This is a genomic window from Paenibacillus amylolyticus (assembly GCF_036894225.1).
Lineage (GTDB): Bacteria > Bacillota > Bacilli > Paenibacillales > Paenibacillaceae > Paenibacillus > Paenibacillus amylolyticus.
This window is the reverse complement of the sequence record NZ_CP145892.1, coordinates 6876522-6891579: the sequence shown is the minus strand read 5'-3', so window position 1 is coordinate 6891579 and position 15058 is coordinate 6876522. Positions and strand designations below refer to the sequence as shown.

Below are 15058 nucleotides of genomic sequence, written 5' to 3'. Positions count from 1 at the left end.
ATAAGATGAGCAAGGCCAATGATGTCGTTGTAACTTCACAGAAGATTGATAAAAGCCCCTCCAGCTTGAGTATCTTATGGAGAGAGCTTGTCCGGGATAAGGTGGCACTAATCTCGCTCATATTTTTGGGACTGGTTTTATTAATAGTCTATGGAACTGCTCTGATCCTGGATCAAGATGAAATTGTTAAAGTGGATCTATTCGCTTTGTATGAGCCGCCTTCTGCACAATACTGGTTAGGAACAGATTACGGAGGTCGTGATGTATTTGGACAACTAATCATCGGAACTCGGAACTCGTTATCCATTGCCATTCTAGTTACGGTAATGACAGGTTTCTTGGGGATCGTAATCGGTATACTTTCTGGTTATTTCGGAGGACTAATTGACAATATATTCATGCGTATCGTGGATTTCTTCATGATTCTCCCGTTCATGATGATTGTTATCGCGTTTGTTACAGCAGTACCCAAATATAATATTGTTTCGTTCTCGCTAATCATGACTGCCTTCCTATGGATGGGAATTGCTAGATTAATTCGGTCTAAGGCACTGCAGGAGAGAGAACTTGAATATGTAAAAGCTTCAAAAACATTGGGGTCATCGCATCTCAAGATCATTTTTTCACAGGTTCTTCCGAATCTGAGCTCCATTATCATCGTAACGATGACATTGAATCTCGCTGCCAATATTGGCCTCGAATCAGGGTTATCTTTCCTGGGATTTGGTTTTCCCGAAAGTACGCCTAGTCTTGGAACACTCGTAAGTTATGCACGTAATCCGCAAACCCTGGAATCCAGATGGTGGATATGGCTACCCGCATCGGTACTGATTCTGGTATTGATGTTGAGTATAAATAATGTCGGTCAAGCCCTAAAGCGTGCGACTGATGCAAGACAAAGAAGAGGTTAAAAAAAGGGAGGAAAGGTTCATGAAAAAGGGATTATTTTCACGGGGACTATTTTTCACGATGATGTTGGTCTTTGTATTGGTGCTCGCAGCTTGCTCTGAGAAAGAAGCAGCTACTCCAGCTCCAGCTTCCAACACAGAAGAGGGAAAAACGGAGGAAAAACCTGCTAATGAAGAGGGCGTTTACTCCATTGATGACTTCAACAATGTCAAAACGAATGAGGGTACTGCGATTGAGGGTGGATCAGTTACATTCGGACTTGTATCGGATACTGCTTTTGAAGGTACACTGAACTTTAACTTCTATTCCGGTAACCCGGATGCACAGGTTCTTCAATGGTTTGATGAAGGTTTGCTGACTTGGGATAAAGACTATGTGTACACCAATGATGGTGCTGCAACATATGAGACTTCCGAAGATGGCAAAACGTTCACACTGACCATTCGTGATAATGTGAACTGGCATGATGGCAAACCGGTAACGGCTGAAGATCTGCAGTTTGCTTATGAAGTGATTGGTAACAAAGCGTATGATGGTCCACGTTATGACTCCAACTTCACTAGCATAGTAGGTATGGACGAGTATCATGCTGGAAAAGCAAAAACAATCTCTGGTATTAAAGTGCTGAGCGACAAACAAATCAGCATTACGTATAAAGAATCTACTCCGTCCCTGCTGACAGGTGGCGTATGGACGTATCCACTGGCTAAACATATCTTCGGCGATATGGATGTAGCCAAAATGTCTTCTTCCAAAGAAGTACGTGAAAAACCAATTGGTTTTGGTCCATTTAAAGTGGATGTTATCACTCCAGGTGAGTCTGTAACTTTTGTTAAAAACGATGACTACTGGCGTGGAGCTCCAAAACTGGATGGTGTAACTCTGAAAGTTATCAACCCGACAACGGTTGTTCAAGAACTGAAATCTGGCGGGGTAGATCTTGTGGATGCATTCCCGACAGATCAATACAAAGACAATGCTAACCTGTCCAACGTAGAATTCCTGGGCGCAATCGATCGTGCTTATACGTACATCGGTTTCAAACTAGGTACGTGGGATGAAGAGAACGGAAAAGTTGTAAGCAATGCCGAAGCAAAAATGGGCGACAAAAACTTGCGTAAAGCCATGTGGATGGCTGTAGATAACGATCAAGTAGGTAAACGTTTCTATAATGGCCTGCGTTGGAATGCAACAACCTTGATTCCACCATCTCACCCAGAATTCCATGATTCCAACAATAAGGGTGTAACATATGATCCAGAAGCAGCGAAAGCATTGCTCGACGAAGCTGGTTATAAATTGGATGGTGAATTCCGTACGAATCCGGATGGAACACCACTCGAAATCAACTTTGTATCCATGACTGGTGGAGACACAGCTGAACCATTGGCTCGTTATTATGTTCAATCATGGGCAGCTATTGGTTTGAAAGTAAATCTGGAAATGGTTGAGTTCAACAGCTTCTATGACCGTGTAGGTAACACAGGTAAAGATGATCCGAACATTGATGTGTATCAAGCAGCATGGGGCGTTGGTATTGACGTAGATCCATCTGGTCTGTATGGCCGTGATGCACTCTACAACTTCTCCAGATTCTCCAGCGAAGAGAATGACAAATTGCTGGCACAAGGTATCTCAGCTGAAGCATTTGATGTAGACAAGCGTAAAGAGATCTACAATCAATGGCAACAATACATGGTAGATGAAGTTCCTGTATTCCCTACACTGTATCGTGCAGTTGTAGCACCCGTTAACAAACGTGTAATGAACTATGCGATTGGTGATGGAACAGGCGTTTACCTGAGCGACCTGCAAGTTAATGCAGACAAAGCAGTTGTAGCTCAGTAAAACATTCTTAAATTAGCAGCTGTAAGGATTGGGGTCCTTTAAGAAGCCGGTTGCTAGATTATTAATGAAGAATTCTCCTGGGAAAATGAATAAAAAGTGTCTTTAAAAACATGGATTCTGTACACTCTGGCATGGGTGTATGGGGTTCATGTTTTTTTTGTAACCAAAAAATAAAAAAAATTTAACTTTTTTTCAAAAAAGTGCAGACAAAATGCCTCTTTACTTCGTCTATATAGGTAAGAGGTGATCATCTTATGAAAAAATGGTGGAAACGGGCAGGTATGCTGCTAGCTCTCTTGCTTATTATATATTTGGGTGTGAAACCGGACATGTTGGTAGGCAAACCGGGAATTAAAGCTGAATCTGCGGTACTAATGGATATGAACTCTGAACAGATCTTAATGGATTTTAACGGCTCCGAAGAGATTGCTCCGGCAGGCGTCAGTAAGTTGATGACAGAACTGTTAGTAATGGAAGCCGTGATCAATGGTGATATAGGCTGGAATGATCTTGTTAATGTGAGTCTGTATGCCAGCTCAGTGGGGGGCAGTCAACTGACCCTGAAACAAGGAGAGCAATTCACCGTTCAGGAGTTGTTCGAGATCATAGCTGTCTATTCAGCCAATGATGCAGCGGTTGCTCTGGCTGAACATATCAGTGGTACAGAGCAGAAGTTTGTGCAACAAATGAATCAAAAAGCAACTCAGATTGGGCTGTCTGAGGATACACAATTCACGAATTCAACGGGCCTCAGTGAAAAGCTGCTTGGTCCTAACCGTCCGATGGATATACAAGGGCAGACCTTAATGACGGCTATAGATGCATGTAAGCTTGCGCGATATCTGCTGAATAACCATCCCGAGATTTTAAGAATTTCCAGTCAAATGCAAGTATCAATGCACCAAAAAGGGATGTACATGAGTAACACGAACTGGATGTTGTCCTCTATTGGCGGGCCGTATGCTTACGATGGGAATGACGGATTGAAGACCGGGTATGATGAAGATTCCGGATATCATTTTGTGGGGACAGCTGAACGTGATGGCAAAAGACTGATATCAGTTGTATTTGGAACAGATACTCGTGAAGGGCGTTTTGTGGAGACTCGGAAGTTATTCAACTATGGGTTTTCGGGAAACCGAGTCAGACCAGATTATTGAAGCATTACGCAAGCGTTAGTACGATAGATAAGATATGAGGGCTGTCCGCAGGTTCGACTGAACATGTGGTAGCTCTATTTTATCGAATCTGAGGTAAATTGATCCATATAACCATATTATTAAATTGACATATGGTTTTCTTTTGTTTTAAAATGACCAGTGAGTCATTATTATTCAACTCGGTTTAATATATATGTACCAAACCAACTGTACGATACTGAATTTACGATCTGATCGGGAGGTAACATGTGATGCAAAAACAAATGAAATGGCCGCTAATCCTGTTCGCCATAGGGGTATTTATGGCTGCACTGGATAACGGGATCATCACCTCTTCACTGACCACCTTAAATGCATCATTTGGTGTGTCGCCAACATGGGGAGCATGGACGATTACGCTTTACACACTTGGGCTTGCGGTGAGTGTACCTATTGCGGGCAAACTGTCGGACCGTTATGGTCGCAAGAAACTATTTTTGATTGAAGTGGCGTTGTTTGGGATCGGGTCCCTGCTTGTCGCGCTGAGCACATCGTTTACCTTTTTCCTGATTGCTCGTGTTATTCAAGCTTTGGGCGGTGGTGGGATTTTTATCATTGCCAGCTCATACGTATTAAGCAAGTTCCCGGCGGAGCGACAAGGTACAGCCTTGGGTCTGCTCGGAGGGATGAATGGTGTTGCCGCTATCTTGGGACCCAATGTCGGTGCTTTTATACTGGATCTGACTGGCAACTGGCATTGGTTATTCCTGATTAACGTGCCTATCGCCATTCTGCTATTCATTGCAGGTATTCGATTTATTCAGGAAGAGCAGGAACTGAATCGTGCAGCAGTGGACTGGAGCGGCATTGCTGTCCTAACGTTGGGTGTACTCAGTTTAATGTATAGCTTCAGCAATCTGAACGGTGTGAACATGCTTCAAAGCCTGGGATCACCGATGTTCTACGGCTTTTTCTTGGCAGGTGTGATCATTCTGGTGATCTTTTACTTCATGGAAAAAAGGCTGGAAGGATCTGAACGTGAACCTGTTGTATCGACACAGCTTCTGGGCATTGCGTCCTTTCGCTGGACGCTGTTGATTGCCTTTTTCTCGGGAGCCATTCTGGCCTCGGTGATCTTTATTCCCGGATTTGTTGAGCAATATCTCGGCGTATCCAATACAGCTTCCGGGTACTGGTTTACTCCACTCGCGCTGGCATCCGGCATCGGGGCAGGTGGAGGTGGATACCTCGTTGACCGCAAGGGGCCAATCTGGACGTTATCGGTTGCGGGCCTACTATCTGCCATTGGATTCCTGCTGTTCCCGCTATGGGTGGAGCATATCTGGCAATTTGTCATCGCGAGTACACTCGTAGGTATCGGTTTCGGCATGATGCTTGGTGCGCCAGTTAATGTACTTGTCACGGAACAGGCGGGGGAGAACAACAAAGGCATCGCGGTAGCGACCAGCTCGTTATTCCGCCAGATGGCGATGGCTATTGCACCTACCATTTTCGCCGGATTCCTGGCACGTTCTTTCATTAATCTGGGGTCCAACATTCAGGCAGGATTCGCTGACAAAGGAATTCAGGTGCCGCCGGAGATGCTGGAGCAATATGCGTCGGGTGGAGCATCAGGGAGTGATGTATCCAGTCTGACAGAGGGCCTGTCTCAGATTCCTGATGAAGGTATCCGTGATGTGTTGCTCCAGGCAGTGCATCAAACGACAGGGCAGGGTTATAATGGCCTTTTCTGGTCTGCGGTGGTATTCAGTGTGCTTACGCTGGTAGCTGCGCTTATAACGGGACGTCTGCGTCAAAGAGAGAAGAGCCAACATGTGAAAAGTGTATCCACGAACGGATAGGATCGCATGTGAAAATGAAGAGAACAGTGCACCTTTTGTAGCTAAAAAGGAGTCGCTGTTCTTTTCAATTTAACCGGATTGTAACTTTTCTTGCTCCTGCAATGATTACAATAGAACGAGCGTAAGCGGTGTCTTGATTCAAGAGAGAGAAAACTTCAGTGAACACCGAGTCACAAGGCATCCCAGACGTTTAATTGGTATTATATAAGTTGAACGAATCGTTACACTTCATCACTGCGAGTTCAGAATAACCTTCCGATCGCTGTTATCCCCAGATTTTTTTAAATTACCTTATTCAAAAGGTAAAAATCCGTTGATAAAGGCGAGCGCTACGCTTCTTCAGGTTTTTTCCGACCTCTCCGTTATTAGTGTAAATATTAGATGAAACTTATATAGTAGGCAGTATCATTTCGATAGTGAAGAAGGAATCGATGGATGAAAAGCAGAACTAAGGATAAGAAGAAGAAAAGAAGAAAAGGCCTATATATAACGCTCGTTTCACTTGTTGTTTTGTTAATCGGAGGGTATTTGTTCCGTCAGCAACTGGCTGTAGCGGCATTTGATCTGTTTCTCGCCGGTTCGGTAGAAGATCAGTTATCCCGTTCTTATGTACCGCAAGAAGGCAACAACACGCCTGATCCAACGGTATACCGTAAGGAACCTTTCTCCGTATTACTGCTCGGTTCGGATAAACGCGCCTATGAGAAGACGCGTGGACGTTCCGATACCGTCATCTATGCTGTAGTTCGTCCCAAGGAATCCCGTGTGCTTCTGGTATCCATTCCACGTGATACGTATGTGCAGATTGTAGGACGGGATGCCAACAAGGACGGCGAAGATGATTATGATAAGCTGGCGCATGCCTATGCTTTTGGTGGGGAGAATATGTCCATCAATACGGTGGAGAAATTCCTTGATGCTGATGTGGGTTATTATGCAACGATCAACTTCGATGGAATCAAAAAAGTGGTTGATGCGCTCGGTGGTGTAAAACTGCCAATTGATGAGGACATTGTGAACAAGAACCCGGATCATGTGCAATTCACGATTGAAGGTGGTAAGCCGATCTATGACGGGCAGGAAGCACTGTATTATGTAAGATACCGTGAGGATAGCGATTTTAATCGTACCAAGCGGCAGCAGATTTTCCTGAACGCGATGGCGAATGAGATGCTGAATTTGAATCAAATCGCCAAAATTCCGGAATTGATTCAGATCATGGGTGACAGTTTCCAGACGGATATGCGAGCATCTTTCATTATTGATCTGGCCAAACAAGTGCTTACTCAGGAGAAACCGCAGATTTCAAGCTTCACCATCCTGGGTGAGGGAATGAAAAAAGACGGTATCTATTATGGTCAGGCTGACGAGAAAGATGTCCAATATGCCAAAGAGCTGATTAACAACTGGATGGATCAATCGACCCCAGCCGGTGAAGTCATGATCCCTGACCGGCAAAAGATTGAATAACCAATTCCATACCAATGATGTGTTGTAGACCACAATCAGCAGTACGTTTATTCGCGGGCTGCTGTTTTTTTTCTTTGTATTGAGAACTATTATCCTTTTGGAACATCCTGCGTTCTAATCCGTATAATATAAGTTGAGCGAGATAAGTTGAACGAAGAAATTCACAAGGAGGATACACAAGGGTATGAACATCGCATTTTTTTTGCTACCCAAACAAGAGGTTACGTGCGTGACGTCGGATTCTACGCTGCGGCAAACGTTGGAACGGATGGAATATCATCGTTTTACGGCGGTACCCATTTTGAATAAAGAGGGCAAATATATTGGTACGGTTACCGAAGGCGACTTACTGTGGTATATGAAGAATGCCGAGGGAAAGATTTCATTTGAAAACGCTTCAAAGTTCTTGCTCAAGGATGTTCCCCTTCGCTTGGATATTAAACCTGTATCCATTAACGCCAACATGGAGGACCTGATTAATCTGGCTAAAGTTCAGAACTTTGTTCCTGTGGTCGATGATATGGATCGGTTCATTGGTATTGTCAGACGGAGTCAGATTATTGAGTACTGCGAGGGCATTGTAGCCAAAGAATCGATCAAGGCTAAGTAAGTCTGTTACGAATTTAAACATTATTGTTTCATTAGGGATAATCACAGCCGTCCGGTATCATGTTAAACTTAAGAAGTCCTGAATCAGGGGCGGATTCGAAGTTTTTTACAAATATATAGGTCGATAGGATGTACGGAGGACTCCGCATAAGTACCTGACATCAGTTTCGGAGAACTTCTCCGTTTTTTGGGGTAATTTTGCGGGCCCTCTTTTTATGCTATAATCGAGAATAAAGCTTTTTCGGGGGAGAGTGACTTTCGCCAATATGCCTAAAGAACTGGATGTAGCCAAACGCGCTAAAGTGATTGAATGGCTGAAAACCGAAGTGCTTGATCAGGTATCCCGATTATTCAAGGCGTTATGGGAAGGCAGTACAACTCGAATCGGGGACAGTCTTGCCAGTTTGATTATGAGTAGTTACATATTGGGCCGCAGGCTCGGTATTCCTTTCAAGGATCTGGATGCACTGCTAGTTGAGAAGTTGAAAAAGCATAAACAGGAAGGTCACCAGCTTGAAGACTGGTACCAGGATATTTCCGCGCTAGAAGATCATATGCGTAAGAGGTGAATTTGTTGAAATTTAGCTTTAAATCAGCTGTTTGGAGCGCAGTTTATCTGCTCTTGCTACTTTCGCTGTTAACTCCTTTATCGGTACTTGCCATATTTTTTATGATGATTCCGGGAGTTATTTTGTATGCTTCATTATCTTTAAAATCATTTATATGGCATCTCGTGCCCGTAGCCGTTATTTTGGTCGTATTCCACCCCATCTATCTGTTACTATTGCTCATCTTTACCCTGCCTGCGATCGTTATGGGTCACGCGTATAAAACACGCAAATCAGCCCTGTTCGCCCTGATGGCGGGAAGTGGCATGATGTTGGCAGAATACTTGTTGTTGCTCTTGGTCGGCAGTGTCATTTTCCAATTCGACCTGTCCAGTTATATTGAAGATGTGGTCAAATTGACCATTGAACCGTTAACCAATACATCGAATCAGATGATCAACGGGTTTGCATGGACACCTGAGATGACCGAGGATGTTGCCAAACAAACACAGCTTATGATTCCGTTTGCTCTCGTTGTCACATCGATGGTAATGGCCTTTATTACACACGCCATAGCTCGTCCGATTCTGAACGTGATGGGTGTGGTGGTATCGAAGCTTCCACCAGCGAGAGAGTGGCGTATGCCGCGTGCATTGATCTGGTATTATTTCCTTGCACTGTTGATCGAAGTGATCTCCAGACAAAGTGATGGAACGTACTGGACCATGATTGCCATGAATCTGTCGCCGTTAATCAATCTGGGCTTCATGATTCAAGCGATCGGTTTCTTCTTCTTTCTCTCACATACAAAGAAATGGAATCCGGTTATACCATATTTCCTGGCGGCTGCGGTCTTCTTCATTGGTCCGCTTCGGATTATCGGAATTATCGATCTGGCGTTCCCGCTTCGTGAGGCAATATCGAAATCAAAACGATAGGGTGATGAGTCATGCCTAAATTTCTGAAGAAACGCTGGCACGGCTACTATACCGTATGGGCGTTCATACTGCTGCTGTTGCTCGTTATGTTCGTTACCATTTATAACTGGACGCTTGGTTTGATTAGTCTGATACTGGCTTCGGCGCTGGGAATCGTCATGATTAAGGCGGAGCTCGCGTTCCGCCGTGAGCTTAACGACTACATTAATGGCCTATCTATTCGGATCAAACGGATGGAGGGGGAAGCGGTCAGCATGCTTCCATTCGGAATTGTGCTGTACAGCGAAGATCGTACGGTAGAGTGGCATAACCGCTTTGTCGCGGAGATGTTCCAGGAGAAGACAATGGTGGGTAATCCGCTACTTAATTTGTTTCCCAAACTTCCTCAGCCTAAAGAGAAGAAGGATGGGACGAAGGAACATTCATCCAAGGAGTTCCATGACGAATTCCAGTTGGATGATCGGCATTATGGAGTTATTCATAACCCGCAGGAGCGGTATGTATATGTATACGAGATTACGGAGCTAGCCATTCTTCGTGATAAATATGAAAATGAACGCCTTGCATTGGGAATTCTCGTTCTGGATAATCTGGACGAGGCTGCCCAAGGCATGGACGATCAACAGCGTACAGCGCTGATTGCTCGAGTGACCAGCGAAATTACGTCTTGGGCCAAGCGGTACGAAGTGTACCTGCGCCGTTTGTCTTCTGATCGTTATCTGTTGATGCTGAATCATAAGTCTTTGCAGGAACTGGAGCAGAGCCGATTTGTCATTTTGGATGAAGTTCGGGAGATGACTGCTGACCTCAAAGTGCCAATGACACTCAGTGTTGGACTGGCATTTGGATCGGATAGCATCAGCGAGATGGGAGAACTGGCACAGTCCAGTCTGGACATGGCACTTGGACGTGGTGGTGATCAGGCTGCCGTGAAGTCCGGACAACGCCTGTCTTTTTATGGCGGTAAGTCTAACGCAGTGGAGAAACGGACACGGGTAAGAGCCCGCGTTATTGCGCACGCGCTGCGTGATCTGATGCAGGAGAGCGATCGGGTGCTCATCATGGGGCACAAAATTCCGGATATGGACGCGATCGGCGCATCCATCGGCGTGTGGAAAGCGGCCAGTCTGTACAATGTGGAAGCACGAATTGTTCTGGATGGAATGAATCCATCGATTGAACGCATGATGGAGCAAGTGAACAAGGACGAGAAGTTGTCCAAAGCATTTGTATCACCGGAACAGGCAACCCAGATGATGACCGAGCACACGTTGTTGGTGGTGGTGGATACTCATAAGGCCTCCATGACCATGGAGCCAAAACTGGTACAGTCTGCTACCCGTGTCGTAGTTGTGGATCACCATCGCCGGGGCGAAGAGTTCATCAATGACGCAGTGTTGATCTATCTGGAGCCTTATGCGTCCTCTGCTGCCGAATTGGTAACCGAACTCTTGCAATACATTCATGATAAGGTACAATTCACTCCGCTAGAAGCTACGGCTCTACTTGCCGGGATTACGGTAGATACGAAGCATTTTGCACTGCACACGGGGTCCAGAACGTTCGAAGCGGCAGGTTTCTTGCGCCGTAGCGGTGCGGACACCATTATGATCCAGCGGTTGATGAAAGAGGATCTGTCAGAATATATTGCTAAGGCAGAAATCATAAAGCATGCTAAAATGGTATATGGAAACATTGCGCTGGCGGTCACAGACCCTGGCAGCAAGATTTCACAGATGATGATCGCCCAGGTGGCGGACACATTGCTGAACATGACCGACGTGGTCGCTTCATTTGTGATTAGTGAGCGTCCGGATGGACTGATTGGCATCAGCGCGAGATCGCTGGGGCGCATGAATGTTCAGGTTGTCATGGAACGACTGGGCGGTGGCGGACATTTGACAAATGCTGCCGTGCAGCTTGAAGGAACGCTTGGAGAGGCAGAAAAACGGCTGACGAACGTACTGGCTGAAATCGAAAAGGAAGAGGGGCTGTTCGAATGAAAGTCATTTTTATAAAAGATATGAAGGGTCAAGGCAAGAAAGGGCAAGTGAAAGAAGTATCTGAGGGTTACGCACAGAACTTCCTATTGCCACGGGGAATCGCACGTCTGGCAACAGACGGCAACATGAAGACACTGGACAACCAGAAGGCGGCTGAAGAAAGACTCAAACAGGAAGAGAAAGCGGAAGCGGAAGCACTTGCGAAAAAGCTGGAAGCAGAAGTGACTGAACTGAAAGCCAAGTCCGGCGAAGGTGGTCGTCTGTTTGGCGCCATTACTAGCAAACAGATCGCAGAAGCTTTGTCTAAAAAGGGTCTGAAAGTAGACAAACGCAAAATTGAGCTGGACGAGCCTATTCGTACACTCGGCGTAACACAAGTAACTGTCAAGGTTCACCCTGAAGTGAAGGCAACCTTGAAGGTACAGGTAACGGAAGAGTAAGATGGGCGGAGAAATGTTATTCGACCGGATTCCCCCGCAGAACCTGGAAGCCGAACAGGCCGTGCTGGGTGCAATCCTGTTGCAGGGCGAGGCCCTGATTACAGCGATGGAACGGGTGCAAACCGAGGATTTCTATGATAAACCCCATCAATTAATCTTTGAAGCGATGATCCAGCTTGGTGAGGGAAATCAACCGATTGACCTTGTTACACTGACTTCGCTTCTGAAGGATAAAGGTGAGTTGGAGGACATCGGGGGCGTTAGTTATCTGGCTAAGCTAGCCCATGGTGTACCTACAGCCGCGAACGTAGACTATTACGCTCAGATTATCGAAGAGAAATCGATGCTGCGTCGCCTGATTCGTACGGCAACACAGATCGTGAGCGAAGGATATACAGGCGGAGAAGATGTTGCAGCGATGCTCGGAGAAGCTGAACGTCGCATTCTGGAGATCTCCAACCGTCGCTCCAGTAGTGGTTTTATAGCCATACAGGACGTACTGATGGAAGTATTCGATCGTGTGGAAACACTTCATCAGAATAAGGGTACAACAACAGGTATTCCGTCCGGGTTTATCGATCTGGACAAGATGACTGCCGGATTCCAGCGCAGTGACTTGATCATTGTAGCGGCCCGTCCTTCCGTAGGTAAGACGGCCTTCGCCCTGAATATCGCTCAGAACGTAGCCATTCGGGCCCAGGAGACGGTAGCCATCTTCAGTCTGGAGATGTCAGCTGCCCAGCTGGTGCAACGTATGATCTGTGCTGAAGCCAACCTGGATGCCAGCGTAATGCGTATGGGTGACTTCAAGGGTGATGAAGACTGGCAGAAGCTGACGATGGGTATTGCAGCTTTGTCAGAAGCCAACATCTTCATAGATGATACGCCAGGGATTACCGTAGCGGATATTCGTGCCAAATGCCGTCGCCTGAAGAAAGAGAAAGGCCTCGGTATGATCCTGATTGACTATCTTCAACTGATTAGTGGTCGTGGTAAAGCAGGGGAGAACCGTCAACAAGAGGTATCCGAGATTTCACGTACACTGAAACAGATTGGCCGGGAACTGGAAGTTCCGGTTATTGCCTTGTCCCAGCTGAGCCGGGGTGTAGAGCAACGTCAGGACAAACGTCCGATGATGAGTGACTTGCGGGAATCGGGTTCGATCGAGCAAGATGCCGACATCGTAGCGTTCCTGTACCGGGATGACTACTATAACCAGGAGACCGAGAAGAAAAATATTATCGAGATCATTATCGCTAAACAGCGTAACGGTCCGGTAGGTACGGTTGAACTGGTCTTTCTGAAAAACTTTAATAAATTCGTCAATTACGAGAGGGCGCACAATGACGCCTTCGCGATGTAATGGGCAGGTGCTGACGGCTTCGATCAATAAGCGAGAATCGTCTGTCCCGAAGATCAACCATTAGAGCAACTGAACGCAAACATGTGTTATAAATACCAGATATAGATTCACATTGAAATGGGTATCCTTGAACCGGTGATAGCAGTCAAGTAAGCTTGGACTGAAGTCTCCGGTTTTTTGTGTTGAAATAATGGGTAAATCCCGAACATTACGGTTGTACTATATCTAATTGTTCGCCATTTGATTTGACTTTGAAAAAGGGTACTGGTACACTAATACTGCTGCGTTAAAGCAGCGCAAACCTTCCCTTGAATGTAACGGAAGGACATTTTTACTGTCCGTTAGCACGCTTCTCAGTCGGTTTATTGCGTAACACGCCTGCCGGGATAGAGGACGGACAGACCAATACAAAGGTGCGCAAGGCACCCACGGAGGAATGTTAACTATGTCAACGGTAGTTGTAGTGGGAACGCAATGGGGAGACGAAGGAAAAGGTAAAATCACGGATTATCTGGCGGAGAGCGCTGATGTGGTGGCTCGTTATCAAGGTGGTAACAATGCGGGTCATACAATTCTGATTGATAACAAAAAATATAAACTGACGATGATTCCATCAGGGATTTTCTACACGGATAAAGCGTGTGTTATTGGTAACGGAATGGTTATCAACCCGAAGGCACTCATCGAAGAAATTAACTATATTCATGACAATGATTTTACAACGAAGAACCTGTCCATCAGTGAGCGCGCACATATCATCCTGCCATATCACATGGTACTGGATGCACTCGAAGAAGAGAGCAAAGGCCCGAACAAAATCGGTACGACTGGCAAAGGAATTGGCCCATGTTACATGGACAAATCAGCTCGTATTGGTATTCGGATGGTTGACCTGCTGGATGCTGAAGATTTCGAACTGAAACTGCGTCATCTGGTCAAAGAAAAGAACCGTGTCATCGAGCAAGTCTACGGCGGCCAGCCTGTTGATGTTGAAGAGATTCTGCAAGATTACCTCGGATATGCTGAAATTCTGCGTCCTTACGTACGTGATACATCGGTTGTTCTGAACGAATATATTGATGAGGACAAAAAAGTATTGTTTGAAGGCGCACAAGGCGTTATGTTGGACCTTGATCAAGGAACTTATCCATTTGTTACATCATCCAATCCGTCCGCAGGTGGCGTATGTATCGGTTCTGGCGTAGGCCCGGCTCGTATTCAGCAAGTCATTGGGGTAGCAAAAGCTTACACAACCCGTGTAGGAGATGGCCCATTCCCTACGGAATTGCATGATGCAATCGGTGACCAAATCCGTGAGACTGGACATGAGTACGGTACGGTAACTGGACGTCCACGTCGTGTAGGTTGGTTCGATAGTGTTGTTGTTCGCCACGCGCGTCGTGTCAGTGGAATCACAGGTCTGTCCCTGAACTCTCTGGACGTAATGACAGGTCTGGAAACCGTAAAAATCTGCACAGGATACAAATTCCGCGGCGAGGTCATCACACACTATCCGGCAAGCCTCAAAATGCTGGCAGAATGTGAAGCAGTATACGAAGAGATGCCAGGTTGGAGCGAAGATATCACTGGAGCGAAGAAACTTGAAGACCTGCCAGTGAACACACAGAATTATGTAAAACGTGTTTCCGAACTGACAGGCATTCCAATTGCCATCTTCTCCGTTGGTCGTAACCGTGAGCAAACGAATCAAGTTCTTCCAATCTACGAGTAATCGAAGAAATAGAGAGATTGTTTCTTGAATTATAAAATAGAATCCTCTGCCGATTTAGGCATGTTAAGCCTCCAGTTGTTGCTTTTATAGCGATGACTGGAGGTTTTTTGTATGTTTATCGGATATAATCCCAAGATTTCCGTCAATACTGGTTAACAGTAGAGTCACAGACCCCAGCATGCGCATGCTAGACGGGT

12 protein-coding genes are annotated in these 15058 nt (G+C 45.8%); all 12 read left to right on the top strand.

Going from position 1 to position 15058, the window contains the following annotated elements:
- Window positions 1-5: 5 nt before the first annotated feature.
- The 12 genes from V6668_RS30235 to V6668_RS30180 all read left to right on the top strand — a co-directional run bounded on the left by V6668_RS30235 (window position 6) and on the right by V6668_RS30180 (window position 14861).
- Entirely contained in the window at window positions 6-911 is a 906-nt protein-coding gene (locus V6668_RS30235) for an ABC transporter permease (protein ID WP_338707433.1), read from the top strand.
- A gap of 19 nt (window positions 912-930) precedes the next feature.
- A complete protein-coding gene (locus V6668_RS30230) occupies window positions 931-2757 on the top strand; it encodes an oligopeptide ABC transporter substrate-binding protein (protein WP_338707432.1) in 1827 nt (608 codons plus the stop codon).
- A gap of 254 nt (window positions 2758-3011) precedes the next feature.
- Window positions 3012-3917, top strand: coding sequence for a D-alanyl-D-alanine carboxypeptidase family protein (locus tag V6668_RS30225; RefSeq protein WP_282319776.1), 906 nt, complete (start codon window positions 3012-3014; stop codon window positions 3915-3917).
- 251 nt (window positions 3918-4168) lie between these two features.
- Window positions 4169-5758 carry an MFS transporter gene (locus V6668_RS30220; protein WP_338707431.1) on the top strand — a complete coding sequence of 530 codons (1590 nt, stop codon included), beginning with the start codon at window positions 4169-4171 and terminating at the stop codon, window positions 5756-5758.
- Window positions 5759-6193: 435 nt separating this feature from the next.
- Window positions 6194-7228, top strand: a complete 1035-nt coding sequence (locus V6668_RS30215; protein ID WP_036671869.1) for an LCP family protein — start codon at window positions 6194-6196, stop codon at window positions 7226-7228.
- A 184-nt stretch (window positions 7229-7412) separates the two neighbouring features.
- Window positions 7413-7838, top strand: coding sequence for a CBS domain-containing protein (locus V6668_RS30210; protein ID WP_017691444.1), 426 nt, complete (start codon window positions 7413-7415; stop codon window positions 7836-7838).
- Window positions 7839-8103: 265 nt separating this feature from the next.
- Complete coding sequence (locus V6668_RS30205; RefSeq protein WP_017691445.1) at window positions 8104-8406, top strand: MazG-like family protein; 303 nt, start codon at window positions 8104-8106, stop codon at window positions 8404-8406.
- Between the two features lie 5 nt (window positions 8407-8411).
- Window positions 8412-9323, top strand: coding sequence for a DUF2232 domain-containing protein (locus tag V6668_RS30200; RefSeq protein ID WP_036612044.1), 912 nt, complete (start codon window positions 8412-8414; stop codon window positions 9321-9323).
- Window positions 9324-9334: 11 nt separating this feature from the next.
- Window positions 9335-11326: a DHH family phosphoesterase gene (locus V6668_RS30195; RefSeq protein ID WP_338707430.1), complete on the top strand. Its 1992-nt coding sequence runs from the start codon at window positions 9335-9337 to the stop codon at window positions 11324-11326.
- Complete coding sequence (gene rplI / locus V6668_RS30190) at window positions 11323-11766, top strand: 50S ribosomal protein L9 (RefSeq protein WP_036611925.1); 444 nt, start codon at window positions 11323-11325, stop codon at window positions 11764-11766. The genes V6668_RS30195 and rplI overlap by 4 nt, the downstream gene beginning before the upstream one ends.
- 1 nt (window position 11767) lies before the next feature.
- The gene (gene dnaB, locus V6668_RS30185) at window positions 11768-13129 is read left to right on the top strand and encodes a replicative DNA helicase (RefSeq protein ID WP_036611922.1); all 1362 of its coding nucleotides are present in this window, start codon (window positions 11768-11770) and stop codon (window positions 13127-13129) included.
- 445 nt (window positions 13130-13574) lie between these two features.
- On the top strand, window positions 13575-14861 hold the full coding sequence (locus V6668_RS30180) for an adenylosuccinate synthase (RefSeq protein ID WP_036671866.1): 1287 nt from the start codon (window positions 13575-13577) through the stop codon (window positions 14859-14861).
- Window positions 14862-15058: the final 197 nt, after the last annotated feature.

Coding starts and splice junctions, on each gene's coding strand:
- V6668_RS30205 (WP_017691445.1), top strand. CDS start 8,104: ATGCCTAAAGAACTGGATGTAGCCAAACGCGCTAAAGTGATTGAATGG.
- rplI (WP_036611925.1), top strand. CDS start 11,323: ATGAAAGTCATTTTTATAAAAGATATGAAGGGTCAAGGCAAGAAAGGG.
- V6668_RS30180 (WP_036671866.1), top strand. CDS start 13,575: ATGTCAACGGTAGTTGTAGTGGGAACGCAATGGGGAGACGAAGGAAAA.
- V6668_RS30210 (WP_017691444.1), top strand. CDS start 7,413: ATGAACATCGCATTTTTTTTGCTACCCAAACAAGAGGTTACGTGCGTG.
- V6668_RS30230 (WP_338707432.1), top strand. CDS start 931: ATGAAAAAGGGATTATTTTCACGGGGACTATTTTTCACGATGATGTTG.
- V6668_RS30215 (WP_036671869.1), top strand. CDS start 6,194: ATGAAAAGCAGAACTAAGGATAAGAAGAAGAAAAGAAGAAAAGGCCTA.
- V6668_RS30225 (WP_282319776.1), top strand. CDS start 3,012: ATGAAAAAATGGTGGAAACGGGCAGGTATGCTGCTAGCTCTCTTGCTT.
- V6668_RS30235 (WP_338707433.1), top strand. CDS start 6: ATGAGCAAGGCCAATGATGTCGTTGTAACTTCACAGAAGATTGATAAA.
- V6668_RS30195 (WP_338707430.1), top strand. CDS start 9,335: ATGCCTAAATTTCTGAAGAAACGCTGGCACGGCTACTATACCGTATGG.
- dnaB (WP_036611922.1), top strand. CDS start 11,768: ATGGGCGGAGAAATGTTATTCGACCGGATTCCCCCGCAGAACCTGGAA.
- V6668_RS30220 (WP_338707431.1), top strand. CDS start 4,169: ATGCAAAAACAAATGAAATGGCCGCTAATCCTGTTCGCCATAGGGGTA.